Origin of the sequence: Pseudomonas sp. MWU349 (genome assembly GCF_017947325.1) — a bacterium.
GTDB lineage: Bacteria > Pseudomonadota > Gammaproteobacteria > Pseudomonadales > Pseudomonadaceae > Aquipseudomonas > Aquipseudomonas protegens.
Window position 1 is genome coordinate 578,637 of sequence record NZ_JAFEVP010000002.1, and the last position, 19,194, is coordinate 597,830.

Below are 19,194 nucleotides of genomic sequence, written 5' to 3' on the forward strand. Positions count from 1 at the left end.
CATGGGCTTTCGCTTGTCGAAGATCTACACCCGCACTGGCGACAAAGGCGAAACCGGACTGGGGGATGGCCGTCGGGTGCCCAAGGATCACCCACGGGTCGAAGCCATTGGCGAGGTTGATACCCTGAACAGCCAATTGGGCCTGCTACTGGCAGGCCTCGGTGAGCAGAGCGGTGCCTGCCCCGGGCTCGAGGAAGTGATCACAGTGCTGGCGCCCTGTCAGCATCGGCTGTTCGATTTGGGTGGCGAGCTGGCCATGCCGGTCTATCAGGCCCTCAACGAGGCCGAAGTAGAGCGCCTGGAGGCGGCCATCGATCTGTGGAACGAGGAGTTGGGCCCGCTGGAGAACTTCATCCTGCCCGGCGGCTCGGCGCTGATCGCCCAGGCCCATGTCTGCCGCAGCCTGGCGCGCAGCGCCGAGCGTCGCTGTCAGCACCTGAATGCCGTGGAGCCTTTGCAAGGGGTTGGACTGGCCTACATCAATCGCCTGTCGGACCTGCTGTTTGTCGCCGCCCGACTGATTGCCAAGCGCCAGGGCATTGCCGAAATCCTCTGGCAGGCCGCCGCCAAGCCCTGACCACGCGGCTTGCGGGCGAAAGGGCCTGCAAGCCTTGCACATCACCCGACGATGCCTCTCAGGCAAGCCGGCTCCCGCAGACCTGGGCCCAGGCTGCCATTGAGGATGCCTTCAATCCTGCGGCCAGAAGGCGCGGATACCCGCTACACCTTGAGCACCCGCCGCCCAGGCCTGCTGGCATTCGACAGGCCCCACGCCACCCAGCAGATACACCGGCTTGTTGAAACCGCTGATCAGTTGTTCGGCCTGTTGCCAGCCCAATGGCTGTGCATCCGGATGGGTCTGGGTGGGCTGTACCGGAGACAAGGTCACGAAGTCCACGTCCATCTGCTGGGCCAGGGACAGCTCCTCGGCGTTATGGCAGGAAGCCGCCAACCAGCGATCCTTGCCGAATGGCCGCCCGGCGCTGGCGTACTTGCGCAGTTGCGCCGCAGTGATGTGCCAGCCCGCCGAGGGGAAATCCCCCAGCCATTCGAAGGGCCCCTTGAGCATCAGTTGCGCCTTGCCGGCGCACAGGCCCACCGCATCCACCGCCAGATCGCGGTATTGCGGGTCGTAGCCGCCGGGCGCCCGCAGTTGAATCAGCTTGCAGCCCTGGGCCACGGCTTTTTGCATGCCTCGCAGCAGGGTCGGGGTTTCCAGGCCTTCCGGGGTGATCAGGTATTGGGCTGGCAGACGCGCGGCAGCGACAATCGGCTGATTGGCCGCGGGGAATTCATAGTCGGCCAGCTCACGAGCAGTGACCCAGGCCAGAGGTTGCCCTTCGGCGCCGTGAGGCTCACCGCTGAACGCCGAGACCTCCCAGACATCCAGCAGTACCTGCTTGTCCGGATAATCGTGCTGCACCTTGATCAGCGGGCGCGCTGCGGTGACGGCGATGCCCAACTCTTCCTGTAGCTCGCGGGCCAGCGCCGCTTCGACCGCCTCCCCGGGCTCGACCTTACCGCCGGGGAACTCCCACAGGCCACCTTGATGTTGAGTATCGGCACGCCGGGCAATCAGGATCTTGCCGCTGGCATCCCGGATAACGGCCGCAGCCACATGTACTCGTTTCACCGCACTACTTCCTCTGCTCAGGCATGTTGGCCAGGCCCTTGCGGGCCGGGCGTTGGATCTGCGCTTCGCCGGCAAGCCGGCTCCTACAGCAGGAGCGGCACCGCCAGCGAGGTTCTTAGGTGCGGTATTCCGCGTTGATCTTCACGTATTCGTGAGACAGGTCGGTGGTCCAGATGGTTTCGCTGCAAGCGCCACGGCCCAGTTCGATGCGGATGGTGATTTCTTCCTGCTGCATCACCGCCGCGCCCTGGGCTTCGGTGTAGCTGGCGGCACGGGCGCCACGGCTGGCAATGCAGACTTCGCCGAGGAACACGTCGATCTTGCTGACATCCAGGTCCGGCACCCCGGCACGGCCTACTGCCGCCAGGATGCGGCCCCAGTTCGGGTCCGAAGCGAACAGCGCGGTCTTGATCAGTGGCGAGTGAGCCACGGTGTAGCCCACGTCCAGGCACTCCTGGCAAGTTGCACCGCCGTTGACTTCCACAGTGACGAACTTGGTCGCGCCCTCACCGTCACGGACGATGGCCTGGGCCACTTCCATGCACACCTCGAACACCGCCTGCTTCAGGGCAGCGAACAGCGGGCCCTCGGCCTTGGTGATTTCCGGCAGCTTGGCCTGCCCCGTGGCGATCAGCATGCAGCAGTCGTTGGTCGACGTGTCGCCGTCGATGGTGATGCGGTTGAAGGACTTGTTGGCACCGTCCAGCAACAGGTTCTGCAGCACTTCGCGGGAGACTTTGGCGTCGGTGGCGATGTAGCCGAGCATGGTTGCCATGTTCGGGCGGATCATTCCCGCCCCCTTGCTGATGCCAGTCACGGTGATGGTCACGCCATCATGCTGGAACTGGCGGCTGGCGCCCTTGGGCAGGGTGTCGGTGGTCATGATGCCAGTGGCGGCGGCAGCCCAGTTGTCCACGGACAGGTCGTCCAGGGCAGCTTGCAGAGCGCCTTCGATTTTCTCTACCGGCAATGGCTCGCCAATCACTCCGGTGGAGTAAGGCAGCACGGCGCTGGCATCGACGCCGGTCAGTTCCGCCAGCTTGGCGCAGGTGCGGGATGCCGCTGCCAGGCCCGGCTCACCAGTGCCGGCGTTGGCGTTACCGGTGTTGGTCAGCAGATACCGCACCGGGCCTTGCACACGCTGCTTGGCCAGAATCACCGGTGCGGCGCAGAACGCATTGAGGGTGAACACCCCCGCCACCGTGGAACCTTCGGCACAACGCATGACCACCACATCCTTGCGCCCCGGGCGCTTGATGCCGGCCGAAGCGATACCGAGCTCGAAGCCGGCAACCGGGTGCAACGTAGGCAAAGGACCAAGACCAACAGCCATGAATGCGCTCCTCTTATCAGGTGTCTGCACCGTCGTCTCAAAAGACGGTGCCGCAAATGGAAAAACGCCGCGACGGCTGATGCCGTCACGGCGCGGGTGTTTCAGTGTCTGGCGCGGATCTTAGTTGATCTGGCCGTGACAGTGTTTGTACTTCTTGCCCGAACCGCAGTAGCACAGTTCATTGCGGCCAAGCTTCTGCTCGTTGCGCACTGGCACGGTGGCCAGGGCCACATCGGCCTCGACGCCCTCTTCCAGGGCTTCCGGCTGATCCAGCCCCGGTGCCTCGGCGTGTTCGAACTGCATGCGCTGGGCCAGAGCCTCGGCTTCCTGACGCAGGCGAGCCTCTTCCTCGGCCGGGTCTTCGCGACGCACCTGGACGTGGGACAGCACGCGGATCGAATCGCGCTTGATGGAGTCGAGCAACTCGGAGAACAGGGTAAAGGATTCGCGCTTGTACTCCTGCTTCGGGTTCTTCTGCGCGTAACCACGCAGGTGAATACCGTGACGCAGGTGGTCCATGGTCGACAGGTGGTCCTTCCACAGATCGTCCAGTACCCGCAGAACAATCTGCTTCTCGAAAGTGCGCAGGGCTTCGGCACCGGCCTGGTCTTCTTTTTCGTTGTACGCGGCGATCAGCTCGTTGAGCAGCTTCTCGCGCAGGGTTTCCTCGTACAGGTGATCATCTTCGTCGAGCCATTGCTGGATCGGCAGGCTGACACCGAAGCCGCTCTGGATGGCTTCTTCCAGGCCTGCCACGTCCCACTGCTCAGGCAGCGATTGCGGCGGGATGTGGGCGCTGACGGTAGCGTTGAGCACGTCCTGGCGGAAGTCGGCGATGGTTTCGCCAATGTTGTCCGCAGCCAACAAGGTGTTGCGCATGTGATAGATCACTTTACGCTGCTCGTTGTTGACGTCGTCGAACTCCAGCAATTGCTTGCGGATGTCGAAGTTGCGGCCTTCTACCTTGCGCTGGGCCTTCTCGATGGCGTTGGTCACCATGCGGTGCTCGATCGCCTCGCCGGACTGCATGCCCAGGGCCTTCATGAAGTTCTTCACCCGGTCAGAGGCGAAGATGCGCATCAGGCTGTCTTCCAGGGACAGGTAGAAGCGGCTGGAGCCGGCATCACCCTGACGGCCGGCACGGCCACGCAGCTGGTTGTCGATACGACGGGATTCGTGACGCTCGGACGCGATCACCTGCAGACCGCCAGACTCCAGCACTTGCTGGTGACGCTTCTGCCAGTCGGCCTTGATCTGGGCGATCTGCTCAGGGCTCGGGTTTTCCAGTGCCGCGACTTCCACTTCCCAATTGCCGCCCAGCAGGATGTCGGTACCACGACCGGCCATGTTGGTGGCGATGGTCAGGGCGCCCGGACGACCGGCTTGCGCGATGATCTCGGCTTCTTTTTCGTGGAACTTGGCGTTCAGGACCTTGTGCTCGATGCCTTCCTTGTTGAGCAGGTTGGACATGTGCTCGGACGTTTCGATGGTCGCGGTGCCGACCAGCACCGGACGGCCCTGGGCCATGCACTCCTTGATGTCGTTGATGATCGCGGCGTATTTCTCGTCCGCGGTCAAGAACACCAGGTCGTTGTAGTCCTTACGGGCCAGCGGCTTGTTCGGCGGAATCACCATCACCTGCAGACCGTAGATCTGATGGAACTCGAAGGCTTCGGTGTCGGCGGTGCCGGTCATGCCGGACAGCTTGGTGTACAGACGGAAGTAGTTCTGGAAGGTGGTCGAGGCCAGGGTCTGGCTCTCGGCCTGGATATTGAGGTTTTCCTTGGCTTCGATGGCCTGGTGCAGGCCTTCGGACAAGCGGCGACCCGGCATGGTACGACCGGTGTGTTCGTCCACCAGTACCACCTGCCCATCCTGGACGATGTACTCAACGTTGCGGTTGAACAGCTTGTGGGCACGCAGGCCGGCGTAAACGTGGGTCAACAGGCCCAGGTTGTGCGCCGAGTACAGGCTTTCGCCTTCAGCCAGCAGGCCGACCTGGGTCAGCATTTCTTCGATGAACTGGTGACCGGCTTCGTTGAGCTCGACCTGGCGGGTCTTCTCGTCGACAGTGAAGTGACCGGCCTTGGTGACCTGGCCTTCCACTTCCTCGATGTGCTGCTCCAGGCGCGGGATCAGCTTGTTGATCTCGGTGTACAGGCGGGAGCTGTCCTCAGCCTGGCCGGAAATGATCAACGGAGTACGGGCTTCGTCGATGAGGATCGAGTCGACTTCGTCGATCACGGCAAAATTGAGCTCGCGCTGGAACTTGTCTTCCATGCTGAAAGCCATGTTGTCGCGCAGGTAGTCGAAACCGAATTCGTTGTTGGTGCCGTAGGTGATGTCGGCGGCGTAGGCGGCACGCTTCTCTTCAGGCGGCTGGAACGGCGTGACCACGCCGACGCTCAGGCCGAGGAACTCGTACAGCGGGCGCATCCAGTTGGCGTCGCGGCGAGCCAGGTAGTCGTTCACGGTCACCACGTGCACGCCCTTGCCGGACAGTGCGTTGAGGTACACACCCAGGGTCGCTACCAGGGTCTTGCCCTCACCGGTGCGCATCTCGGCGATCTTGCCTTCATGCAAGGTCATGCCGCCGATCAACTGCACATCGAAGTGACGCATTCCCATGATCCGCTTACCGGCTTCACGGGCGACCGCGAAGGCTTCGGGAAGCAGTTTGTCGAGGGTTTCACCCTTGGCGATACGGGCCTTGAACTCGGCAGTCTTGGCACGCAATTGATCGTCCGAAAGGGCCACCATTTGCTCTTCGAAGGCATTGACGATCTGTACCGTCTTGAGCATGCGTTTGACTTCACGCTCGTTCTTGCTTCCAAAAAGTTTCTTTAACAAAGGCGCAAACATATCGGCAGGATCTTCCACACATAGGGTTGGAGGGCGGCCCCGTGAGTCGCCCGAGCAGCCCTCATGGCCGCATGCGAACGAGCATTCTACCCGGAAACGATGGTGAGGAAAGTGGCGTTATTCCACGATGCTGGCACAGCGCTGTGACGGGGCTCACCTAAAATAAGGGCTTTTCGCTGAACTTCAAGCCCATTGACCCCAGAAGTTAATGATTACGATCAGCAAAGAACCAGAAATTGATCAAAGCACGACCACGCGATGGATCCGGCGTGGCGGGCGCTTTCTGCTACCATGGCGCCTCTGTAACTTCAGGTTTCTGATCATGGCATTTCGCCCCCTTACGGCACGCGCTCCCGCCGTTCTTCTTCGCGAAGCCAAGCCTCTGAAAGCCATACTCGGCCACGCCCAGCGCCTGGCGCATCTGCAGCGCCTGCTGGAAAGCCAGCTGCAGCCGGCCGCTCGCGAACATTGCCACGTTGCTTCCTGGCGTGAAGGCAGCCTGCTGCTGATCGTCACCGACGGCCACTGGGCAACGCGCCTGCGCTATCAGCAAAAGCGCCTGCAACGTCAACTGCTGGAGTTCAACGAGTTCAGCAACCTGACGCGCATCCTGTTCAAGGTCCAACCGCCGACCGTCCAGCAAGGGGCCACGGGACACACCATGGACCTGTCGAACAACGCCGCTGAAACCATCCAGGCCACCGCCGAGGGCATCACCGACCCCAACTTGCGTGCAGCCCTGGAGCGCCTGGCCAGCCACGCCAAACCGCGGGGCTGACCCAAGCCTGTGCTTCAGCGCCGCTTGCTGCCGCCGAGCAGGGACCCCATCAAGCCCCGCACCAGTTGCCGTCCCAATTGATTAGCCGCCTGGCGCATGGCCGACTTCAATGCCTGCCCGGCAGCCGTGCCAAGGAACTCACCCGCCCGGTCGGCCAGGCTGGGTTCTTCAGCCACTGTTTTGCCAGGGGGCTGCTGATCCTGCGGTGCCAGCTCCTTGCGCCCCAGCAACACTTCATAGGCTGATTCGCGGTCGATTGGTTTGTCATAGCGCCCCAGCAATGGCGAACTGGCGATCAGGGCCTGGCGCTCGGCCTCGGTCAGCGGCCCGATCCGCGATTGCGGCGGCGCCACCAGTACCCGCTGGACCATTTCTGGCGTGCCCTTGTCCTGCAAGGTGCCCACCAGCGCTTCGCCGATGCCCAGTTCGGTCAGGACCGCCAGCGCATCGAAGGCCGGGTTGGGTCGGAAACCATCCGCCACGGCGCGCAGGGACTTCTGTTCCTTGGCAGTAAAGGCCCGCAAGCCATGCTGGATACGCAATCCCAATTGAGCCAGGACATTGTCCGGCAGGTCCCCGGGCGATTGGGTAACGAAATACACCCCCACACCTTTGGAGCGAATCAGCCGCACCACCTGCTCCAGCCGGTCCTGCAAGGCCTTGGGAGTACCGGCGAAGAGCAGGTGCGCTTCGTCGAAGAACAGCGCCAGCAGCGGCTTGTCCGCATCGCCCCGCTCCGGCAGTTGCTCGAACAGCTCGGCCAGCAGCCATAAAAGGAAGGTCGCATAGACTTTCGGCGCCTCATGCACCAGGCGGCTGGCATCGAGCAGATGAATCCGCCCACGACCATCGGCGGCCGGCTGCAGAATGTCCTCCAACTGCAACGCCGGCTCACCGAATAGTGCTTCGGCGCCCTGCTGCTCCAGGGTCGCCAGGCGCCGCAACAGCGCCTGGCTGGAACCGGTGGTCATCAACGCAGCATCGTCCCCGAGCAGTTGCGGGTTGTCCTTGAGGTGGTTGAGCAGCGCCTTGAGGTCCTTCAGGTCGAGCAGCAACAGGCCTTCGCGATCAGCCACCTTGAACGCCGCATACAACGCCGACTGCTGGCTGTCGGTGAGTTCCAGCAAACTGCCCAACAGCAGCGGGCCCATTTCGCTCAGGGTGGTGCGCAGAGGATGACCGCTTTGCCCATGGATATCCCACAGGGTTACCGGATAGGCCTGTGGTTGATGCTTGAGCCAGGGCATGCCGGCGATCCGCTCGGCAACCTTGCCCTGGGGGTTGCCCGCAGCACCCAGCCCACAGAGGTCGCCTTTGATGTCCGCGGCGAATACCGCCACCCCGGCATCACTGAAGGCTTCTGCCAGGCGCTGCAGGGTGACGGTCTTGCCGGTGCCCGTGGCGCCCGCCACCAGACCGTGGCGGTTGGCCAGGCGCATGGCCTGGGCGATCGGCTGGCCATCGAGGCCGGCACCGATTACGAGTTGCGATGAGTCAGGCATTTTGTCACCCCTGGTTAATCTTTGGCCTTACACGGTCGATATGAATAAATGATGGATCAGAAGTATCTGAAATAAAGGTCAGGTAATTCCCGTGGGATAGATGGAGATATCAGCTTACTTATAACACCGCCCTTCTGTGCGTTTTTCCAAACCGATGCCCTGGACTCAAAGACCTTAGCGGACCCCCAAGCCATGAACAAAAATCTGCGCTTCAGCCACAAGATCCTGCTTGCCGCCTCGCTGATCGTCATAGCTGCATTTGCACTATTCACGCTCTACAACGATTACCTGCAACGCAACGCCATTCGTGAGGATCTGGACAACTATCTTCAGGAAATGGGCGACGTCACGGCAAAAAATATTCAGACCTGGCTCGCCGGTCGCGCCCTGCTGATCGAGAACATCTCCCAGTCGGTGGCCCTCAACACGGACCCTGCGAATGTCAGCAACCTGCTGGAACAGAAATCCGTCAGCTCGACCTTCATGGGAGCCTACCTGGGCAACAATGACGGCACCTTCATCATCCGTCCCAACAGCAAGATGCCGGACGGCTACGATCCTCGCGCCCGCCCCTGGTACAAGAGTGCCGAGAACAGCAACGGCTCGGCCCTGACCGAACCCTATATCGACCTGGCGTCCGGCCAACTGGTGATCTCCATCGTCGACAGCGTGATCAAGGCCGGCCAGAGGATCGGTGTGGTCGGCGGCGACCTGAGCCTGCAAGCAATCACCGACAGCATCAACGCTCTGGACTTCGGCGGCATGGGCTACGCCTTCCTGATCAGCGCCGACGGCAAGATCCTGGTGCACCCGGACAAGAATCTGGTGATGAAGACCCTCAAGGACGTCTACCCCCAGGACACACCGAAGATCAGCAGTGAGCTCAGCGAGATCACTGTCGACGGCAAGCCGCGCATCGTCACCTTCACCCAGATCAAGGGCCTGTCCTCGGTGAACTGGTACATCGGCCTGTCCGTGGACAAGAACAAGGCTTTCGCCATGCTCAGCGAGTTCCGCACCTCGGCGATCATCGCCACCCTGACGGCCGTGGCCCTGACCATTGCCCTGCTGGGCCTGCTGATCCGCCTGCTGATGCAGCCGCTGCACGTGATGACCCGGGCCATGCAGGACATCGCCGATGGCGAAGGCGACCTGACCCGACGCCTGAACATCCATAACCAGGACGAGTTCGGCATCCTCGGCACTGCCTTCAACCGTTTCGTCGAACGCATCCACGGCTCGATCCGCGAAGTGTCCTCGGCCACCGAGCACGTCAACGAAGTCGCCCTGCGCGTGGTCAGCGCCTCCAACTCGTCGATGCTCAACTCCGACGAACAGGCCAGCCGTACCAACAGCGTGGCCGCCGCCATCAATCAGCTCGGGGCCGCCGCCCAGGAAATCGCCCGCAATGCCGCCCAGGCGTCGCAACAGGCCAGCGATGCGCGCAACCTCGCCGAAGACGGCCAGCAAGTGGTGGATCGCAGCATCCAGGCGATGAACCAGCTGTCGGACATGATCAGTGCCTCCAGCAGCAACATCGAAACCCTCAACAGCAAGACCGTGAACATCGGGCAGATCCTCGAGGTGATCACCAGCATTTCCCAGCAGACCAACCTGCTGGCGCTCAACGCGGCCATCGAAGCGGCCCGGGCCGGCGAGGCGGGACGCGGCTTTGCCGTGGTTGCCGATGAAGTGCGCAACCTGGCGCACCGCACCCAGGAGTCGGCGCAGCAAGTGCAGGGCATGATCGAGGAGTTGCAAGTGGGCGCCCGCGAATCGGTGAGCACCATGAGCAACAGCCAGCGCCACAGCCAGGACAGTGTGGAAATCGCCAACCAGGCCGGGGAGCGACTCAACAGCGTGACCCAGCGCATAGGCGAGATTGATGGCATGAACCAGTCAGTGGCTACGGCGACCGAGGAGCAGACCTCGGTGGTGGAGTCCATCAACATGGACATTACCGAGATCAATACGCTGAATCAGGAAGGCGTGGAAAACCTCCAGGCCACCTTGCGGGCCTGCTCCGACCTGGAACAGCAGGCAGCACGCTTGAAGCAACTGGTGGGCAGTTTCAGGATCTGAAAGCGCCCAATGCCCTGTCGCCGGCTAGCCGGCGGCAGGCTCAAGCAGGCTTGGGCCGGGATGGCGTCTGCGGCTCCTGCTGCAATTGCTCCCACAACTGCGCGGCATCGGGAAAATCGGTGCCGTCGTCAGGGCTCAACTCATCGGGGTCATAACGGCTCAGGCAACCTTCGCCGAGGGTGGCGGGTGCCTGGGACGTGGCTTTATCCAGTGGATCGGTCATCGGGCTGACCTCGTGAGTGCAAACCAGGACCGGGGTATTGAACCCCCGCTCCTGGTTTTTTTTTCAATCAGAACACCACGGTCTTGTTGCCGTGCACCAGCACGCGGTCTTCCAGGTGGTAGCGCAGGCCGCGGGCCAGGACCATTTTCTCCACGTCACGACCGAAACGCACCATGTCCTCGATGCTGTCGCTGTGGCTGACCCGCACCACGTCCTGCTCGATGATCGGACCGGCGTCCAGTTCCTCGGTGACGTAATGGCAGGTTGCGCCGATCAGCTTCACACCGCGCAGCGAGGCCTGATGGTAAGGCTTGGCACCGACAAAGGATGGCAGGAAGCTGTGGTGGATGTTGATCACCTTGTGCGCGTACTCGCTGCACAGCTCCGGCGGCAGGATCTGCATGTAACGCGCCAGCACCACCACTTCGGCGTCGTGCTGCTTGACCAGGCGCGACACCTCGGCGAAGGCCGGCTCCTTGTCCTGCGGGTTGACCGGCACGTGGTAATAAGGAATGCCGTGCCACTCGACCATACTGCGCAGATCATCGTGGTTGGAAATCACGCAGGCGATCTGGCAATCCAGCTCATCGCTGTGCCAGCGGTGCAGCAAGTCTGCCAGGCAGTGGGATTCGCGGCTGGCCATCAGTACCACGCGCTTTTTCTCAGCGGTATCGGTAATGCGCCAGTCCATCGAGAACTCTTCGGCGATCGGCGCAAAGGCCTCGCGAAAAGCCTCCAGGCCAAAGGGCAGTGAGTCGGCACGAATCTCGTGGCGCATGAAAAACCAGCCACTGAGATTGTCCGAGTGGTGGCTCGCTTCGGTGATCCAACCGTTATGGGAGGCTAGAAAGTTACTGACTTTGGCAACGATGCCAACGCGGTCAGGGCAAGAAATCACCAACCGAAAGGTGCGCATGAGGGGGAAACTCCAGAACTTCGCAAAGGTCGCCATTCTAGCGATTGCGCGACAAAACTGCAGTATCCATTGCATCCAGCACTCCGGGCAGATCACCAAGGGCCCCTGCGGCCCGGCTTATCGGCCACTACTCCAGACGCCGTAACGTCACTTGTAAATAGCGCTCAACTAGTTTGTGAATAACCGGCCCGAATGCATCAACCTATTAAATAGTGAAATGACTTTTACGCCTAAACACACTAAGAGAGACGAATAAAACAGCGTTATTATGTTTACTTGCTCAAACTCCCTGACTATTATTGCAACACTGTCACCCAGCCACTCAGCGCTCAATAAGGTAGTCCTCATGTCCCTGATCAACGAATACCGTGCCACTGAAGAAGCCATCAAAGAACTGCAAGCGCGTTTGAAGAACCTGTCCCAAGACGACAAACTGAAAGCCGAACTGGAGTTCGAAGGCAAACTGCGCAGCCTGATGGGCGAGTACTCCAAATCCCTGCGCGACATCATCGCCCTGCTGGATCCGGACTCGAAAGTTAAAGCACCTCGCGCCGCGGTTAAAACCACCGGCACCAAGCGCGCCCGTAAAGTTAAACAGTACAAGAACCCGCACAACGGCGAAGTCATCGAAACCAAAGGTGGCAACCACAAGACTCTGAAAGAGTGGAAAGCCAAGTGGGGCGGCGACGTGGTAGAAGGCTGGGCCACCCTGCTGGGCTAAGCCTCGCCGTTGAGCGCCCGGGCTTTGCAGCCCTACAGAGAAAACGCCAGCATGCTGGCGTTTTTTTATGCCCTGGCAACCCGTTCAAGGACCGGGGCCGCAGCTCAAAGAGCCAGGCGCCGAGTCAGGGCCTGCACATATTCCTGCCATTGATCCAGAACCTGGCGCTGCCCTGGGTCCGCACTTAACAGCGATTGCTCAAGCCCTTGCCGGAAACTTTCCAGGGTATTGGGAGCACCGAGTTGCGGATCAAGCAAACGCTGCTGACAAAAAACCAGCCAACGTTCTTGCTCGGCGTTGTTCAATGTTTCTGGAAAGTTGCGGGCACGGTAGCGAAAGAGTAATTCCGGCAGGCGCTCATCATCGAATGGCCATTGTTGCTGGGCCAAGTGCAGCGGATCAGCCTCACGTACTTGCTCACACAAACGCCGGTCACGGTCACCAATAAAACCGTCGTACAACTGTTGCTCCGGGTCATCGCTTGCAGCGAATTCATCCGGGCCATAAATCACCGAAAGTTTATCCCGCCAAACTTCTTGAGCTTCGCTCAAGGCCACAGCCCGACGCTGATATAGCTCCATGTCCAAGTGCAGCCGCTGTTGATCTTCACTGCGCAGAACACTCAATGGCGCCACGACCGGGCAGCGATTGATATGGATGAGTTTCAACGGCACCGGCAACTCGCCCTCGAGCAGATCTTCCCGGCGCGTGTACAAACGCTGGCGCAGGGTTTCGGCGTCCAACTCCAACAGCCCCTGAGGGTCCAGGTGCAGGTCGCAGGCAATCAAGGCATTGCGATTGCGTGGATGCCAGGCCAGGGGCAGGACCACGCCGATGTAGTGGCGCGCCGCAGAAAAGCGCCCGGAGATGTGCACCATGGGTTGCAACAGGCGGACCTGATCCATCACCCGCTGCTTGCTGCGCAACTGGAACAGCCAGTCATAGAGCCTGGGCTGTTTGTCGCGAACCAATCGCGCCAGAGCGATGGTCGCCCGGACATCGGACAGCGCGTCATGGGCCTGGCCGTGGTCGATGCCGTTGGCTGCTGTCAGGCGCTCCAGCTTGAGGCTTACCTGCCCCTGCTCCTCGGGCCAGACGATCCCCTGGGGGCGCAACGCATAAGCCGTGCGCACCACGTCTATCAGGTCCCAACGGCTGTTGCCGCCCTGCCACTCCCGGGCGTAGGGATCGAAGAAGTTGCGGTACAGGCTGTAGCGGGTCATCTCATCGTCGAAACGCAGGGTGTTGTAACCCACGCCACAGGTCCCGGGGCGCGCCAGTTGCCCGTGCACCCGGGTCATGAAATCCGCCTCGCCCAGGCCTTGCTCGGCCAGACGGCCAGGGGTGATGCCAGTGATCATGCAAGCCATCGGATGGGGCAGGATATCGTCGCTGGGCTGGCAGTAGAGGTTGACCGGCTCGTCGATCTCGTTGAGTGCCAGGTCGGTGCGGATACCGGCCACTTGCAACGGGCGATCACAACGCGGATTGATGCCGGTGGTTTCGTAGTCGTACCAAAAGAGGGAAGTCACGGCCTGTTCCTGAACTGAAAGACCGCCGCAGTCTAGGCGTTCAGGCGCCGTCAGGGCCAGCCGCACGAACCGGGGCGAAGTCATTGGACTTGGCGAATTCTTAGTTAATGATGTCGTTTGCCCCTCAGACACTGCTAGCATCGGCGCTGGATTTTTTACCAGACCAAGCCGATAAGTTACCCATGCTTGAGACGACAGCAACGCCAAGGAACGCATCGCTGCACCCGCCACTGGATACGCGCTACCAAGTCGAAACCCCCGAGGGCATCGACCTGCCGCTGCGGCCTGCGGGGTTGCTGGTGCGCACCCTGGCCTTCAGTCTCGACCTGGGCATCCGCGGGCTGGTGCTGGGCCTGCTGTTCATCATCCTGGGCTTTTTCGACGAAGTCGGCGTCGGCCTCGGCTCGATCCTGCTGTTCCTCATCAGTTGGTGGTACATGGTGCTGTTCGAGGTGCTGAACCAGGGCCGCTCCCCCGGCAAGCAACTGATGGGGTTGCGAGTGGTGCAGGATGACGGCACCCCGATTGGCTGGAGCGCCTCCCTGACCCGCAACCTGCTGCGCTTCGCCGACATGCTGCCTTTCGGCTATTTCCTCGGCGCCATCAGTTGCCTGCAGCATCCGACCTTCAAACGCCTCGGCGATCTGGCCGCCGGCACCCTGGTGATCTACCGCGAGCAGCCGGTCAAACGCCCCGAACTGCCGCCAGCCGTCCCCCGCACTGCGCCCTTCGCCCTGAGCCTAAATGAGCAACGGGCGATCCTCGGCTTTGTCGAGCGCCAGGGCCAGCTGTCGGCCGAGCGTACCCGGGAACTGGCCAGCATCCTCGCGCAACCGCTGCATGTACCCAGTGCCCAGGCCACGGCCGAACTCAATGGCATTGCCCGCGGCTTCCTGGGAACCCCATGAAACAAAGCCTTTTCGAACACCGCCACCAGGCGCAATGGCAGCAGTTCGAGCAGTTGCTCGAGCGTCTGGAACATGGCCGGGCCAAAGCCGAGGAATGCCAGAGCTTCGTCCAGGACTACCGGCGCCTGTGCCAGCATCTGGCCCTGGCCGAAGAACGCGGCTATAGCAGCTACCTGATCGATCCGCTGCAACAGCTGGCCCTGCGTGGCCACCAGCAGCTGTACCGACAGCGCAGCGCCTTCGGGGCCAATCTGTTGAGTTTCGTGCTGGCCGGTTTCCCCCGTCTGGTGCGTCAGGAATGGCGCCTGGTGCTGCTGGCCAGCCTGCTGTTCTTCGGCAGCCTGCTGGCCATCGGGGTGCTGGTGTACCTGTTTCCCGACCTGATCTACAGCCTGGTGAGCCCGCAGCAAGTCAGCGAGATGCAAGGCATGTACGACCCTACCGCCGGGCGCCTGGGGCGGGCCGCCGAACGGGCCTCGAGCGAAGACTGGGTGATGTTCGGCTACTACATCATGCACAACATCGGGATCGCCTTTCAGACCTTCGCCAGCGGCCTGCTGTTCGGCGTGGGCAGTGTGTTCTTCCTGTTTTTCAACGGCCTGATGATCGGCGCCATTGCCGGCCACCTGACCCAGATCGGCTTCGGCCAGACCTTCTGGCCGTTCGTGATCGGCCACGGCGCCTTTGAACTCAGCGCCATCGCCCTGTCTGGCGCCGCCGGGCTGAAACTTGGCTGGGCATTGATCGCGCCGGGCCGCCTGACCCGCGGCGAAGCCCTGCTGCAAGCCGCACGCGTCAGCGTGCAACTGATCTACGGCGTCATCGGCTTCTTGCTGATCGCCGCCTTTGTCGAAGCCTACTGGTCCTCCATGACCTGGCCGGCCGCCTGGGTCAAATACAGCGTCGGCAGTGCCCTTTGGGGCCTGGTGGCGGCCTACCTGACCCTGGCCGGACGTGAATCCCATGCGCCTGAGTGATGCCAGCGTGGTGATCCGCCCCCGCAGCGCCTGGGAGGCCATGGACCTGGGCGTGCTACTGAGCCAGCGTCATCGGCGCTTGCTGATGACCAGTTGGGCCATCGTCAGCCTGCCAGTGTTCGCCCTGCTGAGCCTGCTGCTCTGGGAATCGCCGTCGCTGGCGATCCTGCTGTTCTGGTGGCTGAAGCCGGCCTTCGAACGCCTGCCGCTGTTTATTCTGTCTAAAGCCCTGTTCGGCGAAACACCCAGCCTGGGGCAAGCGCTGAAACAATGGCCTCGCCTGCTCAAGCCGCAACTGCTGGCCAGCCTGACCTGGCGCCGCTTGAGCATGAGCCGCAGCTTCACCCTGCCGGTGGTACAACTTGAAGGCCTGAGCGCCGATGCCCGGCAACAACGCCTGGCGGTGCTGCTACAGAAAAATGCCGGTGCCGCGCGCTGGTTGACCCTGATTGGCATGCACCTGGAGGGCGCCTTGTGGATTGGCCTGATGGTGCTGTTCTACCTGCTGCTGCCACAACAGGTCGAAGTGGACTGGAGCTGGCAGAGCCTGATGATCGCCGCCCAACAGGACTGGCTATGGCTGGAACACCTGACCAACGTCTTCTACGCCCTGGTCCTGGTGATCTGGGAGCCGATCTACGTGGCCTGCGGTTTCAGCCTGTACCTGAACCGACGCACCGAGCTGGAGGCCTGGGACATCGAGCTGGTGTTCCGTCGCCTGCGCCAGCGCCTGACCGGTGCCAGCACGCTGCTCTTGCTCGCCGGCCTGCTGTTCCTGGCCCCGACCCAACCGCTCTGGGCCGCCGCCCCCAGCAGTTCCGCGGCGGGCCCCGAGACCCCGCGGCTGCTGCAGCAGCCGCTGACCAGCAAGGCCTCCAGGGACAGCATCCAGGCCATCCTGGACAAGCCCCCTTTCAAGAACCAGGAGTCGGTCACCCGCTACCGTTTCGGTGACGAACAAGCCCAGAAGAAGGACGCCAAGGGCAAGCCTCCAGGCTGGCTCAAGAACCTGCTGGAAAGCCTGGGCAAGGACCGTTTCGGCGGGGTCGCCCAGGGCCTGGAGATTCTGCTCTGGGGGTTGCTGCTGGCGGCTCTGGGCTGGCTGATCTGGCGCTACCGCGATTGGCTGCAGGCCTTCGTCAGCCGTCGTCCGCTGCCGCGCAAGAAACGCCCCGCGGCCATGCCCCAGCAACTCTTCGGGCTGGAGGTCAGCAGCGAAACCCTGCCCGCCGATGTCGCCGCGCGCGCCGCTGAACTCTGGGCCAGCCAACCCCGGGAAGCCCTGGGCCTGCTATACCGGGCGCTGCTCAGCCGCTTGCTGGAAGACTACCACCTGCCCCTCAGCGTGGCCGATACCGAAGGCCAGGTGCTGGAGCGCATCAAGGCGCTGCAGCAGCCACAATTGGAGGCCTTCAGCATCAGCCTGACCCGCCACTGGCAGAACATGGCGTACGGTCATCAGGTCCCCGGCGCCGACCTGCAACCACAACTGTGCGGTGCCTGGCGCAGCCTGTTCGGCCCCGGAGCACAGCCATGAAGCGCTACCTGTGGGGCGGCCTGGTCCTGCTCCTGGCTCTGGTGCTCGGGGCCGGCGGCTATTACCTGTATCGCCATGCCACGCCCTATCAGGAAATGGTCGATCACGGCCCTTCCCCCGAAGCCCGGGCCAACCCCTACCTGGCGGCCGAGATGTTCCTGCGCGAACGTGGCCTCAAGGTACAACACGCCAATAGCCTGGACGTCCTGGCCAGTTTGCCCCCGGCCGGCAACAGCCTGTTGCTGCTGGGGGAGCGCTCGAACATGAGCCCGCCCCAGGTCGACCAGCTTCTGGAGTGGGCCCGCGCCGGCGGCCGCCTGCTCTTCGTCGCCGAAGCCCTGTGGGACGAAGACAGCCAGAAGAGCGGCGACCTGCTGCTGGACCGGGTGCAGATCCACCAGCAGCTCAGCCAGTACCTTGACGAGCCACCGGAGCCGGAAGCCGACGATGCCTATCCGAAGCTGACCAAGGTCTACCTGGAAGACGAACAGGCTCCGGCCTACATCAGTTTCGACACCGACTTTCACCTGGACGACCCGCAAAGCCTGGCGCAGTCCTGGGCCAACAGCGGCGTGGCAACCCACATGATCCAGCTTGAATACGGCAAAGGCACGGTCATCGTGCTCACCGATGCCGATATCTGGAAAGCCCCGGCCATCGGTCTGTACGACAACGCCTGGTTGCTGTGGTACCTCAATACCGATAGCGCCGTGACGCTGCTGTTCAACACCGATCACCCAGACCTCTGGCAGTTGCTCTGGCGCTATTTCCCCCAGGCGCTGGTTGCCCTGGCCCTGCTGCTCGGCCTGTGGCTCTGGCAGGCCGGCGTGCGCCACGGGCCGTTGCTGGCTCCTGCCCCCAAGGCCCGGCGCCAACTGCGCGAACACCTGCGGGCCAGCGCCGACTTCCTGCTGCGCCATGCCGGCCAGGCTGCGTTGCTGCAGGCCCTGCAACTGGATATCCGGCGCCGTGCACGGCGCCGCCACCCAGGCTTCGAGCAATTGCCGGCCGAGGCCCAGTGGGACGTGCTGGCCCTGCTCAGCCAACAACCTGTCGAGGCCATTCGACAGGCCCTGCAACCCTTGTCCGGACAGCGCCTTTCCAGCGTTGATTTCAGCCACCAGGTCGCCCGCCTGCAAACTCTCAGGAATGCCCTATGAGCGAACAACCGATCGAAACCCTCGAGCCTTCCGAGGCCCCACAGCCTCAGGTCCATGCTGCCCAGCAGCGCCAGCGGGCCAGCCAGCTGGCTCAGGCGGTGCGCCTGGAACTGCAGAAGGCGGTGATCGGCCAGGAAGCGGTCATCGATGACGTGCTGACCGCTCTGATCGCTGGCGGCCATGTGCTGCTCGAAGGCGTACCCGGGCTCGGCAAGACCTTGCTGGTACGAGCCCTGGCCCGCTGCTTTGGCGGCGAGTTCGCGCGCATCCAGTTCACCCCCGACCTGATGCCGAGCGACGTCACCGGGCATGCGGTATACGACCTGCAGACCGAGCAGTTCAAGCTGCGCAAGGGCCCGCTGTTCACCAACCTGCTGCTGGCGGACGAGATCAACCGCGCGCCGGCCAAGACCCAGGCCGCCCTGCTGGAAGCCATGCAGGAACGGCAGGTCACCCTCGAAGGCCGAGCGCTGCCCATCGCCCAGCCGTTCATGGTCCTGGCTACCCAGAACCCCATCGAACAGGAAGGCACCTACCCGCTGCCGGAGGCCGAGCTGGATCGCTTCATGCTCAAGCTGCGCATGGATTACCCGGATGCCGAACAAGAACTGACCATGGTCCGCCAGGTGACACGCTCGACCCGCGCCGACATGCTCGACGTACAGCCTCTGCGCACCGTCCTCCAGGCCAAGGACGTACTGGCCCTGCAGCGCATCGCCAGCGAACTGCCTCTGGACGAGCAGGTGCTCGATTATGCCGTGCGCCTGGCCCGGGCCACCCGCAGTTGGCCAGGCCTGACCCTGGGCGCCGGCCCCCGCGCCTCCATTGCCCTGGTACGCGGCGCTCGTGCCCGAGCCCTGCTGCGTGGCGGCGAATTCGTGATTCCCGATGACATCAAGGGCTGCGCCATGGCCGTGCTGCGGCATCGGGTGCGGGTCGCCCCGGAGCTGGACATCGAAGGCCTGTCGGTGGAACAGGTGCTCAAGCAGATGCTCGAACAGATTCCGGCACCGCGCCTGTGAGCCGCCCA

Annotated in this window: 16 protein-coding genes; 9 read left to right on the forward strand and 7 right to left on the reverse strand. The window is 62.6% G+C overall.

Annotated features, from left to right (window positions below):
- Nucleotide 1: 1 nt before the first annotated feature.
- Nucleotides 2-577: a cob(I)yrinic acid a,c-diamide adenosyltransferase gene (locus KCG88_RS09875; RefSeq protein WP_210712301.1), complete on the forward strand. Its 576-nt coding sequence runs from the start codon at nt 2-4 to the stop codon at nt 575-577.
- Nucleotides 578-688: 111 nt separating this feature from the next.
- Here KCG88_RS09875 and KCG88_RS09880 read toward each other — a convergent pair whose 3' ends face one another.
- From KCG88_RS09880 to secA, 3 genes are all read right to left on the reverse strand, one after another.
- Nucleotides 689-1,633 (reverse strand): Nudix family hydrolase, encoded by a 945-nt coding sequence (locus tag KCG88_RS09880; RefSeq protein WP_210712302.1) that lies wholly within the window; start codon nt 1,631-1,633, stop codon nt 689-691.
- Nucleotides 1,634-1,748: 115 nt separating this feature from the next.
- Nucleotides 1,749-2,966, reverse strand: coding sequence for a bifunctional glutamate N-acetyltransferase/amino-acid acetyltransferase ArgJ (gene argJ / locus KCG88_RS09885; RefSeq protein WP_015636776.1), 1,218 nt, complete (start codon nt 2,964-2,966; stop codon nt 1,749-1,751).
- 120 nt (nt 2,967-3,086) lie between these two features.
- The gene (gene secA / locus KCG88_RS09890; RefSeq protein ID WP_210712303.1) at nt 3,087-5,828 is read right to left on the reverse strand and encodes a preprotein translocase subunit SecA; all 2,742 of its coding nucleotides are present in this window, start codon (nt 5,826-5,828) and stop codon (nt 3,087-3,089) included.
- A gap of 322 nt (nt 5,829-6,150) precedes the next feature.
- Between secA and KCG88_RS09895 the strand changes: the two genes are divergently transcribed.
- Nucleotides 6,151-6,606, forward strand: coding sequence for a DciA family protein (locus KCG88_RS09895; RefSeq protein ID WP_047288781.1), 456 nt, complete (start codon nt 6,151-6,153; stop codon nt 6,604-6,606).
- 14 nt (nt 6,607-6,620) lie between these two features.
- Here the strand turns inward: KCG88_RS09895 and KCG88_RS09900 are convergent, their stop codons facing one another.
- Nucleotides 6,621-8,108 (reverse strand): helicase HerA-like domain-containing protein, encoded by a 1,488-nt coding sequence (locus tag KCG88_RS09900; RefSeq protein ID WP_210712304.1) that lies wholly within the window; start codon nt 8,106-8,108, stop codon nt 6,621-6,623.
- Between the two features lie 192 nt (nt 8,109-8,300).
- On the opposite strand from KCG88_RS09900, the gene KCG88_RS09905 reads away from it, so the two are divergent.
- Nucleotides 8,301-10,190 carry a methyl-accepting chemotaxis protein gene (locus tag KCG88_RS09905; RefSeq protein ID WP_047337651.1) on the forward strand — a complete coding sequence of 630 codons (1,890 nt, stop codon included), beginning with the start codon at nt 8,301-8,303 and terminating at the stop codon, nt 10,188-10,190.
- A gap of 40 nt (nt 10,191-10,230) precedes the next feature.
- On the opposite strand, the gene KCG88_RS09910 is transcribed toward KCG88_RS09905, so the two are convergent.
- On the reverse strand, nt 10,231-10,413 hold the full coding sequence (locus KCG88_RS09910) for a hypothetical protein (RefSeq protein ID WP_080965467.1): 183 nt from the start codon (nt 10,411-10,413) through the stop codon (nt 10,231-10,233).
- Between the two features lie 67 nt (nt 10,414-10,480).
- The gene (gene purU / locus KCG88_RS09915) at nt 10,481-11,329 is read right to left on the reverse strand and encodes a formyltetrahydrofolate deformylase (protein WP_011063040.1); all 849 of its coding nucleotides are present in this window, start codon (nt 11,327-11,329) and stop codon (nt 10,481-10,483) included.
- Between the two features lie 346 nt (nt 11,330-11,675).
- On the opposite strand from purU, the gene mvaT reads away from it, so the two are divergent.
- The gene (gene mvaT / locus KCG88_RS09920; protein ID WP_011063041.1) at nt 11,676-12,050 is read left to right on the forward strand and encodes a histone-like nucleoid-structuring protein MvaT; all 375 of its coding nucleotides are present in this window, start codon (nt 11,676-11,678) and stop codon (nt 12,048-12,050) included.
- Nucleotides 12,051-12,154: 104 nt separating this feature from the next.
- Here mvaT and sbcB read toward each other — a convergent pair whose 3' ends face one another.
- A complete protein-coding gene (gene sbcB, locus KCG88_RS09925; RefSeq protein WP_047288788.1) occupies nt 12,155-13,582 on the reverse strand; it encodes an exodeoxyribonuclease I in 1,428 nt (475 codons plus the stop codon).
- A gap of 182 nt (nt 13,583-13,764) precedes the next feature.
- Between sbcB and KCG88_RS09930 the strand changes: the two genes are divergently transcribed.
- The 5 genes from KCG88_RS09930 to KCG88_RS09950 are packed head-to-tail and all read left to right on the forward strand — an operon-like array spanning nt 13,765 to nt 19,186.
- Nucleotides 13,765-14,490 carry an RDD family protein gene (locus KCG88_RS09930; RefSeq protein WP_210712305.1) on the forward strand — a complete coding sequence of 242 codons (726 nt, stop codon included), beginning with the start codon at nt 13,765-13,767 and terminating at the stop codon, nt 14,488-14,490.
- Complete coding sequence (locus KCG88_RS09935) at nt 14,487-15,467, forward strand: stage II sporulation protein M (protein WP_011063044.1); 981 nt, start codon at nt 14,487-14,489, stop codon at nt 15,465-15,467. Before KCG88_RS09930 ends, KCG88_RS09935 begins: the two co-directional genes overlap by 4 nt.
- Complete coding sequence (locus KCG88_RS09940) at nt 15,454-17,004, forward strand: DUF4129 domain-containing protein (protein ID WP_210712306.1); 1,551 nt, start codon at nt 15,454-15,456, stop codon at nt 17,002-17,004. Before KCG88_RS09935 ends, KCG88_RS09940 begins: the two co-directional genes overlap by 14 nt.
- Complete coding sequence (locus KCG88_RS09945; protein ID WP_210712307.1) at nt 17,001-18,164, forward strand: DUF4350 domain-containing protein; 1,164 nt, start codon at nt 17,001-17,003, stop codon at nt 18,162-18,164. The genes KCG88_RS09940 and KCG88_RS09945 overlap by 4 nt, the downstream gene beginning before the upstream one ends.
- On the forward strand, nt 18,161-19,186 hold the full coding sequence (locus KCG88_RS09950; protein WP_210712308.1) for a MoxR family ATPase: 1,026 nt from the start codon (nt 18,161-18,163) through the stop codon (nt 19,184-19,186). The genes KCG88_RS09945 and KCG88_RS09950 overlap by 4 nt, the downstream gene beginning before the upstream one ends.
- Nucleotides 19,187-19,194: the final 8 nt, after the last annotated feature.

What these genes read in the sequence shown, in the direction of transcription:
- KCG88_RS09935 (WP_011063044.1), top strand. Translation starts at nt 14,487, where the DNA reads ATGAAACAAAGCCTTTTCGAACACCGCCACCAGGCGCAATGGCAGCAG.
- KCG88_RS09950 (WP_210712308.1), top strand. Translation starts at nt 18,161, where the DNA reads ATGAGCGAACAACCGATCGAAACCCTCGAGCCTTCCGAGGCCCCACAG.
- KCG88_RS09900 (WP_210712304.1), bottom strand. Translation starts at nt 8,108, where the DNA reads ATGCCTGACTCATCGCAACTCGTAATCGGTGCCGGCCTCGATGGCCAG.
- KCG88_RS09910 (WP_080965467.1), bottom strand. Translation starts at nt 10,413, where the DNA reads ATGACCGATCCACTGGATAAAGCCACGTCCCAGGCACCCGCCACCCTC.
- KCG88_RS09875 (WP_210712301.1), top strand. Translation starts at nt 2, where the DNA reads ATGGGCTTTCGCTTGTCGAAGATCTACACCCGCACTGGCGACAAAGGC.
- secA (WP_210712303.1), bottom strand. Translation starts at nt 5,828, where the DNA reads ATGTTTGCGCCTTTGTTAAAGAAACTTTTTGGAAGCAAGAACGAGCGT.
- mvaT (WP_011063041.1), top strand. Translation starts at nt 11,676, where the DNA reads ATGTCCCTGATCAACGAATACCGTGCCACTGAAGAAGCCATCAAAGAA.
- KCG88_RS09905 (WP_047337651.1), top strand. Translation starts at nt 8,301, where the DNA reads ATGAACAAAAATCTGCGCTTCAGCCACAAGATCCTGCTTGCCGCCTCG.
- KCG88_RS09940 (WP_210712306.1), top strand. Translation starts at nt 15,454, where the DNA reads ATGCGCCTGAGTGATGCCAGCGTGGTGATCCGCCCCCGCAGCGCCTGG.
- KCG88_RS09895 (WP_047288781.1), top strand. Translation starts at nt 6,151, where the DNA reads ATGGCATTTCGCCCCCTTACGGCACGCGCTCCCGCCGTTCTTCTTCGC.
- KCG88_RS09945 (WP_210712307.1), top strand. Translation starts at nt 17,001, where the DNA reads ATGAAGCGCTACCTGTGGGGCGGCCTGGTCCTGCTCCTGGCTCTGGTG.
- argJ (WP_015636776.1), bottom strand. Translation starts at nt 2,966, where the DNA reads ATGGCTGTTGGTCTTGGTCCTTTGCCTACGTTGCACCCGGTTGCCGGC.
- KCG88_RS09930 (WP_210712305.1), top strand. Translation starts at nt 13,765, where the DNA reads ATGCTTGAGACGACAGCAACGCCAAGGAACGCATCGCTGCACCCGCCA.
- purU (WP_011063040.1), bottom strand. Translation starts at nt 11,329, where the DNA reads ATGCGCACCTTTCGGTTGGTGATTTCTTGCCCTGACCGCGTTGGCATC.